The 18,155-nt window shown below is 55.5% G+C and carries 17 protein-coding genes; 14 read left to right on the top strand and 3 right to left on the bottom strand.

What is annotated here, in order from left to right:
• Positions 1–319: 319 nt before the first annotated feature.
• Positions 320–1,459, bottom strand: coding sequence for a tRNA epoxyqueuosine(34) reductase QueG (gene queG / locus IAE48_RS09415; protein WP_200134185.1), 1,140 nt, complete (start codon positions 1,457–1,459; stop codon positions 320–322).
• A 14-nt stretch (positions 1,460–1,473) separates the two neighbouring features.
• On the opposite strand from queG, the gene nnr reads away from it, so the two are divergent.
• From nnr to rnr, 13 genes are all read left to right on the top strand, one after another.
• Positions 1,474–2,985, top strand: coding sequence for a bifunctional ADP-dependent NAD(P)H-hydrate dehydratase/NAD(P)H-hydrate epimerase (nnr, locus tag IAE48_RS09410; protein ID WP_200134184.1), 1,512 nt, complete (start codon positions 1,474–1,476; stop codon positions 2,983–2,985).
• Complete coding sequence (tsaE, locus tag IAE48_RS09405) at positions 2,978–3,439, top strand: tRNA (adenosine(37)-N6)-threonylcarbamoyltransferase complex ATPase subunit type 1 TsaE (RefSeq protein WP_200134183.1); 462 nt, start codon at positions 2,978–2,980, stop codon at positions 3,437–3,439. Before nnr ends, tsaE begins: the two co-directional genes overlap by 8 nt.
• A gap of 16 nt (positions 3,440–3,455) precedes the next feature.
• Positions 3,456–4,784, top strand: coding sequence for an N-acetylmuramoyl-L-alanine amidase AmiB (gene amiB, locus IAE48_RS09400; protein WP_200134182.1), 1,329 nt, complete (start codon positions 3,456–3,458; stop codon positions 4,782–4,784).
• 11 nt (positions 4,785–4,795) lie between these two features.
• Positions 4,796–6,673 (top strand): DNA mismatch repair endonuclease MutL, encoded by a 1,878-nt coding sequence (gene mutL, locus IAE48_RS09395; RefSeq protein ID WP_200134181.1) that lies wholly within the window; start codon positions 4,796–4,798, stop codon positions 6,671–6,673.
• Positions 6,666–7,616: a tRNA (adenosine(37)-N6)-dimethylallyltransferase MiaA gene (miaA, locus tag IAE48_RS09390; RefSeq protein ID WP_124970427.1), complete on the top strand. Its 951-nt coding sequence runs from the start codon at positions 6,666–6,668 to the stop codon at positions 7,614–7,616. The genes mutL and miaA overlap by 8 nt, the downstream gene beginning before the upstream one ends.
• Positions 7,617–7,712: 96 nt before the next feature.
• The gene (gene hfq / locus IAE48_RS09385) at positions 7,713–8,018 is read left to right on the top strand and encodes an RNA chaperone Hfq (protein ID WP_023478362.1); all 306 of its coding nucleotides are present in this window, start codon (positions 7,713–7,715) and stop codon (positions 8,016–8,018) included.
• A 74-nt stretch (positions 8,019–8,092) separates the two neighbouring features.
• A complete protein-coding gene (gene hflX, locus IAE48_RS09380) occupies positions 8,093–9,373 on the top strand; it encodes a ribosome rescue GTPase HflX (protein ID WP_023478522.1) in 1,281 nt (426 codons plus the stop codon).
• Between the two features lie 82 nt (positions 9,374–9,455).
• Positions 9,456–10,712: an FtsH protease activity modulator HflK gene (gene hflK, locus IAE48_RS09375; RefSeq protein ID WP_200134180.1), complete on the top strand. Its 1,257-nt coding sequence runs from the start codon at positions 9,456–9,458 to the stop codon at positions 10,710–10,712.
• Between the two features lie 2 nt (positions 10,713–10,714).
• The gene (gene hflC, locus IAE48_RS09370) at positions 10,715–11,719 is read left to right on the top strand and encodes a protease modulator HflC (protein ID WP_023478485.1); all 1,005 of its coding nucleotides are present in this window, start codon (positions 10,715–10,717) and stop codon (positions 11,717–11,719) included.
• A gap of 76 nt (positions 11,720–11,795) precedes the next feature.
• On the top strand, positions 11,796–11,993 hold the full coding sequence (locus IAE48_RS09365) for a DUF2065 domain-containing protein (protein ID WP_023478406.1): 198 nt from the start codon (positions 11,796–11,798) through the stop codon (positions 11,991–11,993).
• A 104-nt stretch (positions 11,994–12,097) separates the two neighbouring features.
• Positions 12,098–13,396 (top strand): adenylosuccinate synthase, encoded by a 1,299-nt coding sequence (gene purA, locus IAE48_RS09360; RefSeq protein WP_023478343.1) that lies wholly within the window; start codon positions 12,098–12,100, stop codon positions 13,394–13,396.
• 152 nt (positions 13,397–13,548) lie between these two features.
• The gene (nsrR, locus tag IAE48_RS09355) at positions 13,549–13,974 is read left to right on the top strand and encodes a nitric oxide-sensing transcriptional repressor NsrR (protein WP_023478375.1); all 426 of its coding nucleotides are present in this window, start codon (positions 13,549–13,551) and stop codon (positions 13,972–13,974) included.
• A gap of 38 nt (positions 13,975–14,012) precedes the next feature.
• On the top strand, positions 14,013–16,448 hold the full coding sequence (gene rnr, locus IAE48_RS09350) for a ribonuclease R (protein ID WP_124970421.1): 2,436 nt from the start codon (positions 14,013–14,015) through the stop codon (positions 16,446–16,448).
• A gap of 75 nt (positions 16,449–16,523) precedes the next feature.
• Here rnr and IAE48_RS09345 read toward each other — a convergent pair whose 3' ends face one another.
• Complete coding sequence (locus IAE48_RS09345) at positions 16,524–16,913, bottom strand: hypothetical protein (RefSeq protein WP_200134179.1); 390 nt, start codon at positions 16,911–16,913, stop codon at positions 16,524–16,526.
• 231 nt (positions 16,914–17,144) lie between these two features.
• Between IAE48_RS09345 and IAE48_RS09340 the strand changes: the two genes are divergently transcribed.
• The gene (locus IAE48_RS09340) at positions 17,145–17,390 is read left to right on the top strand and encodes a biofilm development regulator YmgB/AriR family protein (RefSeq protein ID WP_094192953.1); all 246 of its coding nucleotides are present in this window, start codon (positions 17,145–17,147) and stop codon (positions 17,388–17,390) included.
• Between the two features lie 53 nt (positions 17,391–17,443).
• Here the strand turns inward: IAE48_RS09340 and IAE48_RS09335 are convergent, their stop codons facing one another.
• Positions 17,444–17,728, bottom strand: a complete 285-nt coding sequence (locus IAE48_RS09335; RefSeq protein WP_042711827.1) for a hypothetical protein — start codon at positions 17,726–17,728, stop codon at positions 17,444–17,446.
• Positions 17,729–18,155: the final 427 nt, after the last annotated feature.

The raw sequence follows: 18,155 nt of genomic DNA, 5'->3' as shown, positions 1-18,155 counted from the left end.
CGACCTTGCCAAGGTCGGGGTCGCGAGTTCGAGTCTCGTTTCCCGCTCCAATCTTTCATCTCCAAAAAATTATCCACAGCGAAGAACCGCGCTGCGGGCGATTTCCTTTCGTGCTAAAAAAGTATTGTGAACAGAGTTATCCACAGGGCGAGCTTTGCTTAGCCGGATTTCTATTGCTTCGCTTATCAAATTATTTCTTTATAACTGACTGAATTATAAAATAAAAATAACATTTCAAAATGTTAACGCGATCGCTTGACGAATTTGTTAACGTTGAAACGTAATGTGTTTTTTATTTTATTCACAAGCTGTGGATGGCTCAGGCATCGCGCGGCAGACCCTTTTCCACCACCCGCACCAGGCGCTGTTTTTGTGGCAGCTGTACCTCAACGACGCAGGCATTACGCTTCTCAATTTGCTGCGCAATCGCCCACTCTATGTGCTCATCAAGAAGTGGGTGCTCACCCAGCCGCTGTTCCAGCGCCGCGATATTCACCTCGTCCCACGGCGCATTGCCCAGCGCGACCGCAATATTGCGCAGCCAGCGCAGGTGACCGATACGGCGAATAGCCGACCCCTCCGTGACTTTCAAAAAGTGCGCTTCACTCCAGGCGAACAATTCAACCAATGCCGGCGCGTGCAGGGCTTTGCGCGGGCTGAAATCCGGCTCATCCGTAAGCTGCGAGAAGCGGTTCCACGGGCAGATAAGCTGGCAGTCATCGCAGCCGTAAATCCGGTTCCCGATAAGCGGGCGGAATTCCTCGGGGATCGCGCCCTCTAACTCAATGGTGAGATAGGAGATACAGCGACGTGCATCGACGGTATAGGGCTCGACAATCGCCCCGGTTGGGCAGATGGTCATACAGGCAACGCAGCGCCCGCACGCTTCCTCGACCGGTTGATCGACGGGCAGGGGGAGGTCAATCAGCAGTTCGCCAAGAAAGAAAAACGACCCCGCATCGCGGCTGAGAATAAGTGAGTGCTTACCTGTCCAGCCAAGCCCGGCTTTTTCCGCCAGCGGCCGCTCAAGAATGGGCGCAGAGTCGACAAACGGTCTAAAATTCAGCGAAGCACACTGCTGCTGAATCAACTCGCCGAGCTTTTTAAGGCGGCTGCGCAGCAGCTTATGATAATCGCGGCCCAGCGCGTAGCGGCTGACATAGCCGAGCGCCGGGTTTTTCAGCGTGCTGGCGAAGACCGCGTTCGGCGGCAAATAGTTCATACGTACGCTGATAACGCGAAGCGTGCCGGGGAGAAGCTCATGGGGGCGGGCGCGCATCATACCGTGACGCGCCATCCACTCCATCTCGCCGTGATACTGCTTATCCAGCCACGCCTGCAGCTTCGGCTCGCTGGCGGTGAGATCGGTATCGGTAATACCGACCTGCTGAAAACCTAATTCAGTGCCCCACTGCTTGATTTGTTTCGCTAACTGATTGAGATCGAGGGGCTGTGACATGACGGACCATAGAGATGAAAAAAAACGCGGCAAGTATACCACACTCCATCTGGCCTGCTGGCGACCTGAAACGTCTCGAACAAGAGGCGGCCGACAGCCTCGGCATTACGTTATACGAATTGATGCTGCGCGCTGGCCAGGCCGCCTTTCAGGTGGCGCGGGATAATTTCCCTGCGGCGCAGCACTGGCTGGTGCTCTGCGGGCATGGCAATAACGGCGGCGATGGCTATGTGGTCGCGCGCCTTGCTGCCGCTGCGGGCATTGAGATTACGCTCATCGCGATCGAGAGCGATAAACCGCTACCGGAAGAGGCGGCGCAGGCGCGTGAGGCCTGGCTCAATGCTGGCGGCACAATCCACGCCGAAGAGGCGCTCTGGCCTGAAGGCATTGATCTGATTATCGACGGCCTGCTCGGCACCGGCTTGAGTAGCGCGCCGCGCGACAACGTTGCGGCGCTGATTACGCGTGCCAACCAGCACGCTGCGCCGCGTATTGCGCTCGATATCCCTTCGGGCCTTAATGCGCAGACCGGCACGACACCTGGCGCTGTTATTCAGGCCAGTCATACCATTACTTTTATCGCCTTGAAACCAGGCCTGCTGACCGGCAAAGCGCGCGATGTGGTAGGCCAACTGCATCACCATGCGCTGGGCCTTGAGGCCTGGCTTGATGGGCAGCAGCCACCCCTTTCCCGTTTTGACGCCAACCAACTTTCAGAATGGTTTACGCCGCGCCCGCCAACCTCCCATAAAGGCGACAACGGGCGACTGGTGATTATTGGCGGTGACCACGGTACGGCGGGTGCGATCCGCATGACGGGCGAAGCGGCTCTGCGCACCGGTGCTGGTTTAGTGCGTATTCTGACGCGGCGCGAGAACATTGCCCCCATCATCACCCAGCGGCCAGAGCTTATGGTTGATGAACTTACTCCAGCGTCCCTTGATGAGAGCCTCGAATGGGCCGACGTGGTGGTAATTGGCCCCGGCCTTGGGCAGCAGGAGTGGGGCAAAAAAGCCCTGCAAAAAGTGGAGAACTTCCGTAAACCGATGCTGTGGGATGCGGATGCGCTGAACCTTCTGGCAATCAACCCCGATAAACGTCACAATCGCGTATTGACGCCGCACCCCGGCGAAGCGGCACGTCTGCTTAACTGTAGCGTGGCGGAAATTGAGAGTGATCGCTTACTTTCGGCACAGCGTCTGGTAAAACGCTATGCGGGCGTGGTAGTGCTGAAAGGCGCGGGCACGGTGGTGGCGAGCGCGGACGGCGAATGCGGTATCATTGATGCCGGCAATGCCGGAATGGGCAGCGGCGGCATGGGCGATGTGCTCTCTGGTATTATCGGCGCGCTGCTTGGACAGAAATTCAGTTTGTATGATGCTGCCTGTGCAGGCTGCGTCGCGCACGGCGCGGCGGCGGATCTGCGGGCAGCGCAGTATGGCCAGCGCGGCATGCTGGCTACCGATCTTTTTAGCACGCTGCTGCGTGTTGTTAACCCGGATGTAATTGATACAGAAAATGATTAATCGCGTGATTCCTTTACCTGATGAACAAGCCACCCTCGATCTCGGCCAGCGCGTGGCGCAAGCGTGCGCGGGCGCAACGGTGATCTATCTGTATGGCGATCTTGGTGCCGGCAAAACCACCTTTAGCCGCGGCTTCCTGCAGGCATTGGGTCACAACGGGAATGTAAAAAGCCCGACCTACACGCTGGTAGAGCCGTACGACCTCGATAAGCTGATGGTCTATCACTTCGATCTCTATCGGCTTGCCGATCCGGAAGAGCTGGAGTTTATGGGCATCCGCGACTATTTTGCCAACGACGCAATCTGCCTCGTCGAGTGGCCGCAGCAGGGCACAGGCGTATTGCCGGAGCCGGATATTGAAATCCATTTAGAGTATCAGGCGCAGGGGCGTGAGGCGCGCATTGGCGCGGTATCCTCATCGGGCGAATCGTTACTGGCGCGTTTAGCTGGTTAACAGGAAAGGTGACGGGATGATCTCTCGCATAACAAGTTGGTTGGCGCTTACGCTGTTGATGCTCTGTTTCCAGGTTAACGCCGCGAGTTTAGCGGATATTCAGGTATCGAATGGCGAGAGCCAGGCGCGCATCACCTTCAGCTTTATGGGCGATCCTGACTATGCGTTTAGCCAGCAGGGCAAGCGCAGCGTGGCGCTCGATATTAAGCAGACCGGCATTATTCAGGGTCTGCCGCTGCAATTTAGCGGTAACAACCTGGTAAAGAGCATCCGTGCCGGGACGGCGAAGGATAACCAGTCGATCCGCCTGGTGGTCGACCTGACGCAAAATGGCAAAACCCGCGCGGTAAAACAGCAGAGCGGGGCAGGGTATACGGTGGTTTTCACCATCGATGCTGATGCACCACCTCCGCCTCCGCCGCCACCTATGGTGGTGAAGCGTGCCGAGACACCGGTTATGAGGCCGCAGCCGAGCGCGCCTGCGCGCAACCCGTTTAAACCGGACAACGATCGCATCACCAGCGTGGTGAGCAGTAATACCACCACCCGGCCTAGCGCCCAGGCGCGCGCGGCCTCGGGCGATAAAGTAATTATCGCCATTGATGCTGGTCACGGCGGCCAGGATCCTGGCGCAATTGGCGCTGGCGGCACGCAGGAGAAGAGCGTGACGATTGCCATTGCGCGTAAGCTTCGCGCTTTGCTGAATGCCGACCCAATGTTTAAACCGGTGATGACCCGCGACGGCGACTACTTTATTTCGGTGATGGGCCGTTCCGACGTGGCGCGTAAACAGAACGCCAACTTCCTGGTCTCAATTCATGCGGATGCCGCGCCGAACCGCGACGCGACGGGCGCATCGGTGTGGGTGCTCTCAAACCGCCGCGCGAACAGCGAAATGGCAAGCTGGCTTGAGCAGCACGAGAAGCAGTCGGAACTGCTGGGCGGCGCGGGCGATGTGCTGGCTAACAGCCAGTCCGACCCCTACCTCAGCCAGGCGGTGCTTGATCTGCAATTCGGTCACTCCCAGCGTGTTGGCTATGATGTCGCCACCAATATGCTGAGCCAGCTTCAGCGCGTGGGCGCGCTGCATAAACGCCGCCCGGAGCATGCGAGCCTTGGCGTGCTGCGCTCGCCGGATATTCCCTCTGTGCTGGTAGAAACCGGGTTTATCAGCAATCGCAGCGAAGAGCGGCTGCTTGCCAGCGACGATTACCAACAGCAAATCGCGGCGGCCATTTATGGCGGTCTGCGTAACTACTTCCTTGCGCATCCTCTGCAATCAGCCCCGCAGGGCGGCGCGCAAATGGCGAATGCGGGCGCGCCCGCAGATGGTCTGCTTAACTAAGGATTCTTTTCATGCCGATACAGGTTCTACCGCCACAGCTTGCGAACCAGATCGCCGCAGGCGAAGTGGTTGAGCGCCCTGCGTCGGTAGTGAAAGAGCTGGTGGAGAACAGCCTTGATGCTGGTGCAACACGCATCGATATCGATATTGAGCGCGGCGGCGCCAAGCTTATCCGCATCCGCGATAACGGCTGCGGGATCAAAAAAGAGGAACTTGCGCTGGCGTTAGCGCGTCATGCCACCAGTAAGATTGCTTCTCTTGATGATTTAGAAGCGATCATTAGCCTCGGCTTTCGCGGCGAAGCGCTGGCGAGTATCAGTTCGGTTTCACGCTTAACGCTCACCTCGCGCACCGCTGAGCAGCAGGAAGCATGGCAGGCCTATGCCGAAGGGCGCGAAATGGCGGTCACGGTAAAACCGGCCGCTCACCCGGTTGGCACCACGCTTGAAGTGCTGGATCTCTTCTATAACACCCCGGCGCGGCGCAAGTTTATGCGTACGGAAAAGACTGAGTTCAACCATATCGATGAGGTGATCCGCCGCATCGCACTGGCGCGCTTCGACGTCACTATTAACCTCAACCATAACGGTAAGATGGTGCGCCAGTACCGCGCAGTGGCACAGGGTGGGCAGAAAGAGCGTCGTCTGGGTGCCATTTGCGGGATGCCTTTTCTTGAAAAGGCACTGGCGATTGAGTGGCAGCACGGCGATTTAGCCCTGCGCGGCTGGGTCGCCGATCCTAAGAGCAACACCGCTGCGTTTACCGATATTCAATATTGCTATGTGAATGGCCGCATGATGCGCGACCGGTTGATTAACCATGCCATTCGCCAGGCCTGCGAAGATAAGCTCGGCGCCGATCAGCAACCCGCTTTTGTGCTCTACCTGGAGATCGACCCGCACCAGGTGGATGTTAACGTTCACCCAGCTAAACATGAGGTGCGCTTTCACCAGTCGCGGCTGGTGCATGATTTTATCTATCAGGGCGTGCTGAGCGTTCTGCAGCAGCAGCTTGACGCGACGCTGCCGCTCTCGGACGAATCTGCGCCGCGCGTGCTTCCGGAAAACCGCGTGGCCGCCGGGCGCAATCAGTTCGCTGAACCGCGTGCTGCGCGCGAACCCGAGGCTGGATCCTATTCACCCTCTTCCAGCGGTGGATCCTCCTCCGGTACCTCTTCCCGTACGCCAGCAAATAGCGATCGCGGCTGGCCGAATGCGCAGCCTGGTTATCAGAAACAGCAGGGCGCGCTCTACCAAAAGCTGCTGGAAACGCCGGTGGTTGAGCCGAAAGCGGAGAAGCGAGCACCCGCTGCGACGCCTGCGCTCGACGGGCACAGCCAGAGTTTTGGTCGCGTGCTGACGCTGATTGCCCCGCACTATGCCCTGCTTGAGCGCGACGGCAAGCTGGCGCTGCTGGCGCTGCCGGTGGCTGAACGCTGGCTGCGTCATGCCCAGCTCTCGCCCGATAATGGGCCGGGCTGCGGGCAGCCGTTGTTGATTCCGGTACGGCTGAAAATTTCTACTGACGAGAGCGCGGCGCTTAAGCGCGCGCAGCCCGTGCTGACGCAAATGGGCATTGAATTTGTGCCGGATGGCCATCACGTGACCATTCGCGCGGTGCCTTTACCCTTGCGCCAACAAAATTTACAAAACTTGATTCCTGAACTGTTAGGCTACCTGGCGCAGCAGACAAGCATTGACGCGGTGAATATTGCCCACTGGCTGGCGCGCCGTCTGGCGACTGAACATGCGCAGTGGAGCGTCGCTCAGGCGATCACTTTATTGGCCGACGTCGAACGGCTTTGTCCGCATCTGGTAAAGACCCCGCCGGATGGTTTATTACAACCTGTTGATTTACAAAAGGCGATGAACGCCCTGAACGATGAGTGAAGTGAGTAAGGCAAGCCTGCCGAAGGCAATTTTTTTGATGGGCCCAACGGCCTCCGGTAAAACAGCGCTCGCAATCGCGTTACGTAAAGTTTTGCCAGTTGAGTTGATAAGCGTTGATTCAGCCCTTATTTATCAAGGCATGGATATCGGTACAGCTAAACCGAACGCGGAAGAGCTTCGCGCTGCGCCGCACCGGTTGCTTGATATCCGGGATCCGGCGCAGGCCTACTCGGCAGCGGATTTCCGCCGCGATGCGCTGGCAGAAATGAAAGCCATCACCGATGCGGGCCGTATTCCTCTGCTGGTAGGCGGCACGATGCTCTACTTTAAGGCGCTGCTGGAAGGATTATCCCCTTTGCCATCAGCCGATCCGAAGGTACGAGCCGAGATTGAACAGCAGGCTGCAGAGCGTGGATGGGATGCGTTACATGCGCAGTTACAGATAATCGATCCTGTCGCTGCAGCACGAATCCATCCGAATGATCCGCAAAGGCTTTCCCGGGCACTGGAAGTTTTTTTCATTTCGGGTAAAACTTTAACAGATCTGACGCAAACGTCAGGAGACGCTCTGCCTTACCAGGTGCATCAGTTCGCCATCGCCCCGGCGAGCCGTGAACTGCTCCATCAGCGAATCGAGCAGCGTTTTCACCAGATGTTAGCTTCAGGTTTTGAAGCAGAAGTGCGGGCGCTATTTGCTCGCGGAGATTTGCATACGGATATGCCTTCCGTTCGTTGTGTGGGATACCGCCAGATGTGGTCCTATCTCGAAGGCGAGATTTCATACGATGAAATGGTTTATCGAGGTATTTGCGCGACGAGGCAGTTAGCCAAGCGACAGATGACCTGGCTACGCGGATGGGATGAGGTTCACTGGTTAGAGAGTGAAAAGCCAGAAAAGTCTTACCATGACGTGTTACAGGTAGTTAGTGCTATCGCAGGGTGAATGTGTACAATTACCGCGTATCGTGCGCAAATTTTTACGCAGTTTTCAGAGCTTCCGGGTTCTAAGTACAAAACAAGCATATAAGGAAAAGATAGAATGGCTAAGGGGCAATCTTTACAAGATCCGTTCCTGAACGCACTGCGTCGGGAACGTGTTCCAGTTTCAATTTATTTGGTGAATGGTATCAAACTGCAAGGACAGATTGAGTCTTTCGATCAGTTCGTAATTTTGCTGAAGAATACAGTCAGCCAGATGGTTTATAAGCACGCGATTTCAACTGTTGTTCCGTCCCGCCCGGTTTCACATCACAGCAACAATGCGGGTGGCGGCTCCAACAACAACTACCACCATGGTAGCAACGCGCAAGGCTCTGCACAGCAGGACAGCGAAGAAACCGAGTAAGGTTGAAGGCTGATTTCCAGATCGGGGAGCCAGTTTCGCTGTGTTCCCCGCTGGTATTTAATGAGGGTTTACGCTTGTTTGACCGTTATGACGCCGGTGAGCAGGCGGTGCTGGTACACATCTATTTTTCGCAAGACAAAGATATGGAAGATCTCCAGGAGTTTGAAGCTCTGGTCTCTTCCGCCGGTGTCGAAGCAATGCAGGTGATTACCGGTAGCCGTAAAGCACCGCACCCCAAATATTTCGTTGGTGAAGGTAAAGCAGTCGAGATTGCAGAAGCCGTAAAAGCAACGGGTGCGTCCGTCGTACTCTTTGATCATGCGCTATCCCCTGCCCAGGAACGTAACCTGGAGCGACTGTGCGAATGTCGCGTTATCGATCGCACCGGCCTGATTTTGGATATTTTTGCCCAGCGTGCACGAACGCACGAGGGGAAATTGCAGGTAGAACTGGCGCAGTTGCGCCATCTGGCGACGCGCCTTGTGCGTGGCTGGACCCACCTTGAAAGACAGAAGGGCGGGATTGGTTTGCGTGGTCCGGGTGAAACCCAGCTCGAAACCGACCGTCGTTTGTTACGTAATCGCATTACCCAAATCCTCTCGCGCCTGGAAAAGGTTGAGAAGCAGCGTGAACAGGGGCGTCGTTCCCGTACCAAGGCGGATATTCCTACGGTTTCACTGGTGGGTTATACCAACGCCGGTAAATCGACGCTGTTTAACCAGATAACCGAAGCGCAGGTCTACGCAGCTGACCAGCTGTTCGCCACGCTGGATCCGACGCTGCGACGCATTGACGTTGCCGATGTCGGTGAAACCGTACTGGCCGATACCGTCGGCTTTATTCGCCATCTGCCGCACGATCTGGTTGCCGCGTTTAAAGCGACGCTGCAGGAGACGCGCCAGGCGACGCTGCTGCTGCACGTGATTGACGGCGCTGATGTGCGCGTACAGGAAAATATCGACGCGGTGAACACGGTGCTCGAAGAGATCGACGCACACGAGATCCCGACGCTGCTGGTGATGAACAAGATCGATATGTTGGAGGATTTCGAACCGCGTATCGACAGAGATGAAGAGAACAAACCGACCCGCGTCTGGCTCTCCGCCCAGACGGGGGCTGGCGTACCACTGTTATTCCAGGCTTTGACAGAACGTCTTGCCGGCGAAGTTGCGCAGCACACGCTGCGGCTGCCAGCGGAAGAGGGGCGTTTAAGAAGCCGGTTTTATCAGCTTCAGGCAATAGAAAAAGAGTGGACGGAAGAGGATGGCAGCGTAGGTATGCAGATACGGATGCCCATCGTTGACTGGCGTCGACTCTGTAAACAAGAACCGGCGCTCGAAGAGTACATCGTTTGATCGGCAAAGCCTGAAGATTTTTCCCCTTTGGGGGTGCCCGCCTGTGCGGGCATACACCGCAAAATAAATATGGAGCACATACATGGCGTGGAATCAGCCCGGTAACAACGGACAAGACCGCGACCCGTGGGGAAGCAGCAAACCAGGCGGCAACTCTGAGGGAAATGGAAACAAAGGCGGTCGCGATCAGGGGCCACCTGATCTGGATGATATCTTCCGCAAGCTGAGCAAAAAGCTCGGCGGTCTGGGCGGTGGCAAAGGCACCGGCGGGAGTAATCCAGGCGCTTCTGGCCCTCGCAGTCCACTGGGCGGGCGCGTGTTCGGCATCGCTGCCGTTGCTGCCGTGGTGATCTGGGCTGCGACCGGCTTCTACACCATTAAAGAAGCGGAGCGCGGCGTGGTGACACGCTTTGGTAAGTTCAGTCACCTGGTTGAACCGGGTCTGAACTGGAAGCCAACCTTTATCGACAACGTGACGGCGGTGAACGTCGAATCCGTTCGTGAACTGGCTGCCTCTGGCGTGATGCTCACCTCTGATGAAAACGTCGTGCGCGTTGAGATGAACGTGCAGTACCGCGTAACCGATCCTCAGCGCTATCTGTTTAGCGTCACCAGCGCTGACGACAGTCTGCGCCAGGCTACCGACAGCGCCCTGCGCGGCGTGATCGGTAAATACACCATGGATCGTATTCTGACCGAAGGGCGTACCGTTATTCGTAGCGATACCCAGCGCGAGCTGGAAGAGACCATTCGTCCTTACAACATGGGTATTACTCTGCTGGACGTCAACTTCCAGGCCGCTCGTCCGCCGGAAGAGGTGAAAGCCGCGTTTGATGATGCGATTGCCGCCCGTGAGAACGAGCAGCAGTTCATCCGTGAAGCGGAAGCCTACACCAACGAAGTGCAGCCGCGTGCGAACGGCCAGGCGCAGCGTATCCTCGAAGAGGCGCGCGCGTACAAAACGCAGACCGTGCTGGAAGCGCAGGGTGAAGTGGCGCGTTTTGCCAAGATCCTGCCTGAGTATAAAGCTGCTCCGGAAATCACCCGTGAGCGTCTCTATATCGAAGCGATGGAGAAAGTGCTGAGCCACACCCGTAAAGTGCTGGTGAATGATAAAGGCGGCAACCTGATGGTGCTTCCGCTGGATCAGATGCTGAAAGGCGGTAACGCGCCGGCGGCGAAGAGCGACAGCAACGGCGCAAATAATCTGCTGCGTCTGCCGCCTGCCTCCAGTTCCGGCAGCAACGCCAACAGCAATTCGACTTCCTCAGCGGGAGATATCATGGATCAACGCCGCGTCAACGCGCAGCGTAACGACTACCAGCGTCAGGGGGAATAACGATGCGTAAGTCAGTAATCGCGATCATCATCATCGTGCTGGTAGTGTTTTTCACCTCGATTTTCGTGGTGCGAGAGGGCGAGCGTGGAATTTCGCTGCGCTTCGGTAAAGTGCTGCGTGACGGCGACAACAAGCCGTTAGTCTTCGAACCGGGCCTGCACTTCAAACTGCCGTTTATTGAATCGGTCAAACTGCTTGATGCGCGTATCCAGACCATGGATAACCAGGCGGATCGCTTTGTGACCAAAGAGAAGAAAGACCTGATCGTCGACTCCTATATCAAGTGGCGCATCAGCGATTTCAGCCGTTACTACCTGGCTACCGGCGGCGGTGACGTCTCCCAGGCAGAAGTGCTGCTGAAACGTAAGTTCTCTGACCGTCTGCGTTCTGAGATTGGTCGCCTGGATGTTAAAGATATCGTCACCGACTCCCGCGGCCGTTTGACCTCGGAAGTGCGCGACGCGCTGAACTCCGGCTCTGCGGGCACCGAAGATGAAGTGGTCACGCCAGCGGCGGATGACGCTATCGCGAAAGCCGCGGAACGCGTTCAGGCTGAAACGAACGGTAAAGTGCCGGTCATCAACCCGAACAGTATGGCCGCGCTGGGCATTGAAGTGGTCGATGTGCGTATTAAGCAGATCAACCTGCCGACGGAAGTGTCGGATGCGATCTACAACCGTATGCGCGCCGAGCGTGAAGCGGTTGCGCGTCGCCACCGTTCACAGGGTCAGGAAGAGGCGGAAAAACTGCGCGCTACTGCGGACTATGAAGTGACGAAAACGCTGGCAGAAGCCGAGCGCCAGGGTCGCATCATGCGTGGTGAAGGCGATGCCGAAGCGGCGAAACTGTTTGCTGATGCCTTCAGCCAGGATCCGGACTTCTACGCCTTTATCCGTAGCCTGCGTGCGTACGAAAATAGCTTCGACAGCAACCAGGATGTGATGGTGCTGAGCCCGGACAGCGATTTCTTCCGTTATATGAAGACGCCGACCTCAACCGCACGTTAATATCGCGTCAACGGTTTTGATAATGAAAACCACCGCCTCAATCCGGGCGGTGGTTTTTCTTTTGTGAGGATGACCCATGAACGCAACAATCTGGCTCGCGCTGGCGTTAGTTTTGGTGCTTGAAGGGCTTGGCCCGATGCTTTATCCGCGTGCCTGGCGGCGAATGATCGCCTCATTGAGCCAGCTTCCGGATAATATTTTGCGCCGTTTTGGCGGCGGACTTGTGGTTGCAGGCATCGTTGTCTACTACATGTTGAGGAAAACGATTGGCTGAGGCAATAATCGGCTAACTCGCGGGAATTTTGCACGGAAAAAGTGCTGATTCTCTAAAAAAGCGGTGGTAGAATCCATTTTTAAGCAAACGGTGATTTTGAAAAAATGGGTAACAACGTCGTCGTACTGGGCACCCAATGGGGTGACGAAGGTAAAGGGAAGATTGTCGATCTTCTGACTGAACGGGCTAAATATGTTGTACGCTACCAGGGCGGTCACAACGCAGGCCATACTCTCGTAATCAACGGTGAAAAAACCGTCCTCCATCTTATTCCATCAGGCATTCTTCGCGAAAACGTCACCAGCATCATCGGTAATGGTGTTGTGCTGTCGCCTGCTGCGCTGATGAAAGAGATGAAAGAACTGGAAGACCGTGGTATCCCGGTTCGCGAACGTCTGCTGCTCTCTGAAGCCTGCCCGTTAATCCTTGATTATCACGTTGCGCTGGATGTCGCTCGCGAAAAAGCGCGCGGTGCGAAAGCGATCGGCACCACCGGTCGCGGTATCGGCCCGGCCTATGAAGATAAAGTTGCCCGTCGCGGTCTGCGCGTTGGCGACCTGTTCGATAAAGCGACCTTCGCCGATAAACTGAAAGAAGTGATGGAATATCACAACTTCCAGCTGGTGAACTACTACAAAGTTGAAGCGGTTGACTACCAGAAAGTGCTGGACGATGTGATGGCAATCGCCGACATCCTGACCGCCATGGTTGTTGACGTTTCCGACTTGCTGGATCAGGCGCGTAAGCGCGGCGACTTCGTGATGTTCGAAGGCGCGCAGGGCACGCTGCTGGATATCGACCACGGTACCTATCCGTACGTCACCTCCTCTAACACCACCGCTGGCGGTGTTGCGACCGGTTCCGGCCTTGGCCCGCGCTACGTTGATTACGTGCTGGGCATCATCAAAGCCTACTCCACCCGTGTGGGTGCAGGTCCGTTCCCGACCGAACTGTTTGATGAAACCGGCGAGTTCCTCTGCAAGCAGGGTAACGAATTTGGCGCGACAACCGGTCGTCGTCGTCGTACCGGCTGGCTGGACGCCGTTGCCGTGCGCCGTGCCGTACAGATCAACTCCCTTTCTGGTTTCTGCCTGACCAAGCTGGACGTGCTGGATGGCCTGAAAGAGGTGAAAATCTGCGTCGCTTACCGCATGCCGGATGGCCGCGAAGTGGACACCACGCCGCTGGCTGCCGACAACTGGGAAGGTATCGAGCCGATCTACGAAACCATGCCGGGCTGGTCTGAAACCACCTTTGGCGTGAAAGAGCGCAGCGGTCTGCCGCAGGCAGCGCTCAATTACATCAAACGTATTGAAGAACTTACTGGTGTACCGATCGATATCATCTCTACTGGTCCGGATCGCACTGAAACCATGATTCTGCGCGACCCGTTCGACGCATAATCCTGCTTAAGGGCGCGAAATTCGCGCCCTTTCTCCTCGCTTTTTTTACCTTTCTGTTCAAATAAATTAGCGACCTGACTGGTGGCTGGTTTATCATCAATAAAGTCAATACCTGCGGGTATCTCGCTTTTTTTCCTGTTATTGAGGTTGGTGTGCAGTTAACAAGCTTTACCGATTACGGTTTACGCGCTTTGATTTACATGGCGGCATTGCCGGAAGGGCAGATGACCAACATTTCTGCAGTGACAGAAACGTATGGTGTCTCCCGTAATCATATGGTTAAGATAATCAATCAGCTAAGTCGTGAAGGCTATGTCGCGGCGGTGCGTGGAAAAAATGGCGGTATCCGTCTGGGCAAGCCCGCGCGAGATATTCGTATCAGTGATGTTGTGCGCTCCCTTGAACCGCTAACGCTGGTGAACTGCCACAGCGATTTTTGCCACATCACCAACGCTTGCCGACTGAAAGTCGCCCTCTCAAAAGCCGTGCAGAGTTTCCTGAAGGAACTTGATAACTACACGCTTGCCGATTTGGTTGAAGAGAATCAACCGCTTTACAAATTATTGCTGGTGGAATGACGAAACGCTCCGCCAGAGCTGACAACGGAGGAACCGCTATGTCACAAGATCCTTTCCTCGAACGCGAAACTGAAAAATACTCTAATCCTATTCCCAGCCGCGAATTTATCCTCGACCATCTCTCCAAACGCGAAAAGCCTGCCAGCCGCGATGAACTGGCTGTTGAGCTTAATATCGAAGGCGAAGAACAACACGAAGCCCTGCGCCGCCGTCTGCGCGCCATGGAGCGCGACGGGCAGTTGGTCTTCACCCGCCGCCAGTGCTACGCCTTACCGGAACGTCTCGACCTGCTGAAAGGCATTGTTATCGGCCACCGCGACGGCTACGGTTTTCTGCGCGTCGAAGGCCGCAAAGACGATCTCTATCTCTCCAGCGAGCAGATGAAAACCTGTATCCACGGCGATCAGGTGCTGGCACAGCCGCTGGGCGCGGATCGCAAAGGGCGTCGCGAAGCGCGCATTGTCCGCGTGCTGGTGCCGAAAACCGGGCAGATTGTCGGCCGCTACTTCACCGACGCTGGCGTCGGCTTTGTGGTGCCGGACGACAGCCGCCTGAGCTTCGATATCCTTATCCCGCCTGAAGAGATTATGGGCGCGCGCATGGGCTTTGTAGTGGTGGTCGAACTGACCCAGCGCCCGACTCGCCGTACCAAAGCGGTGGGTAAAATCGTTGAAGTGCTGGGCGATAACATGGGCACCGGCATGGCCGTCGATATGGCGCTGCGCACCCATGAAATTCCCTACCAGTGGCCGCCAGAAGTTGAGAAGCAGATTGCTGACCTGAAAGAGCAGGTGCCGGAAGAGGCCAAAGTGGGCCGCGTCGATCTGCGTAATCTGCCGCTGGTCACCATTGATGGCGAAGATGCCCGCGACTTTGATGACGCCGTTTACTGCGAGAAGAAACGCGGCGGCGGCTGGCGCTTATGGGTTGCCATCGCCGATGTCAGCTACTACGTGCGCCACGGTACGCCGCTGGACAACGAAGCGCGTAATCGCGGCACCTCCGTCTACTTCCCGTCGCAGGTTGTTCCAATGCTGCCGGAAGTGCTCTCCAACGGCCTCTGTTCGCTGAATCCGCAGGTAGACCGCCTCTGTATGGTGTGTGAGATGACCATCTCCGCCAAAGGGCGTCTGACCGGCTATAAGTTCTACGAAGCGGTGATGAGCTCCCACGCGCGTCTGACCTACACCAAGGTGTGGCATATGTTGCAGGGCGATGGCGAGCTGCGCGAGCAATACGCGCCGCTGGTGAAACACATTGAAGAGCTGCATACCCTCTATAAAACCCTTGAGCAGGCGCGCGCCGAGCGCGGCGGCATCTCCTTCGAGAGTGAAGAGGCGAAGTTTATTTTCAACGCCGAACGCCGTATTGAGCGCATTGAGCAGACGCAGCGTAACGATGCGCACAAGCTGATTGAAGAGTGCATGATCCTCGCCAACATCTCTGCGGCACGCTTCGTTGAGAAGGCAGAGGAGCCTGCGCTGTTCCGTATTCACGATAAACCGACCAACGACGCTATTACCTCGTTCCGCACCGTGCTCGCCGAGCTGGGTCTGGAGCTGCCGGGCGGCAACAAGCCGGAGCCGCGCGATTATGCCGCGCTGCTGGAGTCGATCGCCGATCGTCCCGATCACGAGATGCTGCAAACCATGCTGCTGCGCTCGATGAAACAGGCGATCTACGATCCGGAAAACCGCGGCCACTTTGGCCTGGCGCTGCAATCCTATGCGCACTTTACCTCGCCGATTCGCCGCTACCCGGATCTCTCGTTGCACCGTGCGATCAAGTATCTGCTGGCGAAAGAGAACGGCGAGAAAGGCAACAGCACTGCGACGGGCGGCTGGCACTACAGCATGGAAGAGATCCTCCAGCTGGGTCAGCACTGCTCGATGGCCGAGCGCCGCGCCGATGAAGCGACCCGTGATGTTGCGGACTGGCTGAAGTGCGACTTTATGCAGGATCAGGTGGGTAACACCTTCTCCGGCGTCATCGCCAGCGTCACCGGCTTTGGCTTCTTCGTGCGTCTTGTTGACCTGTTTATCGATGGTCTGGTGCACGTATCGTCGCTGGATAACGACTACTACCGCTTTGACCAGGTTGGTCAGCGCCTGATTGGCGAATCCGGCGGTCAGACCTATCGCCTGGGCGACCGGGTTGAAGTGAAGGTTGAAGCGGTCAATATGGATGAGCGTAAGATCGACTTCTCGCTTATCTCCAGCGAGCGCGCCCCGCGTAACCCGGGTAAAACCGATCGCGAGCGTAACAAGAAAGGCACCGCAGGTCGCAGCAACGCGAGCAAAAAACCGCCGCGTCGGCAGGCCAATAAAAAGGTGAATTTCGAGCCGGATAGCGAATTCCGTGGCGATAAAGCCAAGGGCAAAGCAAAAAAAGCGAAAAAGCCCTCTGAGAAAACGCAAAAAATAGCCGCCGCGACCAAAGCAAAACGCGCGTCGCGCAAGAAAAAAGCCGATTGATAATCAAAACCCCTTCTGCAAAGAGGGGGTTTTTCTTTATAGCGTCAGGGCAATAACGCTCCGCGAAATAATGCGTCAGAGGAAAGCCGTTTCGGCGCTGCCAATTTCCGTTAAGTCATATCTTTTGAATTTCATACCGATGCCGTGCTCTGGATCGATTTGCGTCGAAAAGAGTAAACCGAAACTCTTCTCCTCCTGCGGCAGCAGATAGATCTTTATTAGCGTCAGCTCGCTGAGCGCTGCGGAATAGATCCGCGCCGTATAGTTCTGCGCTTCGATAATCGCGGTATCAAAAATGGCGTGTTGCTGATGAATAAGAAAGGCGATTGTCTCCCTTATATTTTCATCCACCACATCGCACTCAAGGGCAGTACATTGCACCGCCTGCGCGCCAAAAGCGGGCAGGGTTAAATCTGTCGTTATACCTTCATCATCTTGATAAAAATCGCGGTCATCGCAGCCCATTTCTTCTCTCCTGAGCAGGTTTGCATCCCCACGAAAAGCCGCGTCAGAGCGCGCTCTACAAGGGTTCGGTAGGGAGAAGGTTATCAAAACGAGAGGATATATCTTTAAAAAGATTGCGCGCTAACGTTTTCACGTCTAACTTGTCGGTGTTGTACAAGTTTCGTGGGGAAATCTGTACAACATACTGGGCTGACTGCAAAGGATAGCCACGTCACTTTTTCTAGCGAGTTTATGATGAATAACGCGACTTTTAAGACATTTGAGACTACAGACAGCAAGCTTCATGCCTTTGAGGCCGAAAAACAGATTATTGACGAGCTGACCTTTGCACTGAAATCAGTGAAAACCGTGGTAACCAATAAGGATCTGATTCTGGCCCTTATTAGCCGCCTCGAAACGGAATCCGATGTTGTCCAGAACGACATCCTGCGCAACGCGCTGGAGATGATTGTTCATCGCACCCAGGATGATATCTAAGTAAATGGATTTAGAACGGCAGCCTCTGCGCAAGTGGAGGCTGCCGTTTTTTATTAATGGATCTTGTCGTCTGCGCCTGGCTTCCACTGTGCGAGGAAGTTCTTACGGCTCACCGGCGCACGCGAACGTTCGTTCGTCGTTTTGGCAATCATCGCCTGAATCTCATCAATAGCGCTGTCGCAGGCGGCAATGCCTTCGCGGTTTACTGCCTGTTTGCGTTTGTCATTGAGTATTTCCAGCACGGCGCGAAAAGAGACTGCCTCATCCGTGTTCAGCAGCTGTTTAACAGCTTTCTCGATAAGCACGCCTGCCTTTTTTTCGGTATCAATGGTGCTCATGGTCTCCTCCTGTAAGGGGCTGCGAAGCGAGGCTCTCACTCTTTCAGTGCGCTCTGCTTTTTCTGCCGCCCCTGCGTTGGTGAGCATTGTCTGGAAAAGATCTCCAGCTGAGTCAAACCTGCATCTTAATAAAAAATCGCCCTGAGCGAATAAAGATGCATATTTAAATCGCCTTATAAGCGTTGTCGCTAAAAAAAGTTTTCTTATAAGCGGTAAGACACTTTGTATAATAAATAATAAGTCGCTGTTTTGAATTAATCACTGTTTATTTAATTATAAAAGACATTTGCGCGCTCTCTTTTTTTTGAGAACTATCTGCTTTTTATTCTGTTATTAATAATAAGTATGCATAAAAGTTGTGGTTTAAAAGAGTTTGTATTTCATATGGTTAGATGAGGTTTTTCTCAGGCGGGTGGCTATGGGAAGT

This window comes from Kosakonia sp. S57 (assembly GCF_016516575.1).
Lineage (GTDB): Bacteria > Pseudomonadota > Gammaproteobacteria > Enterobacterales > Enterobacteriaceae > Kosakonia > Kosakonia cowanii.
Note: the sequence above shows the minus strand (reverse complement) of the source record. Positions and strands in the feature narration are given on the sequence as shown.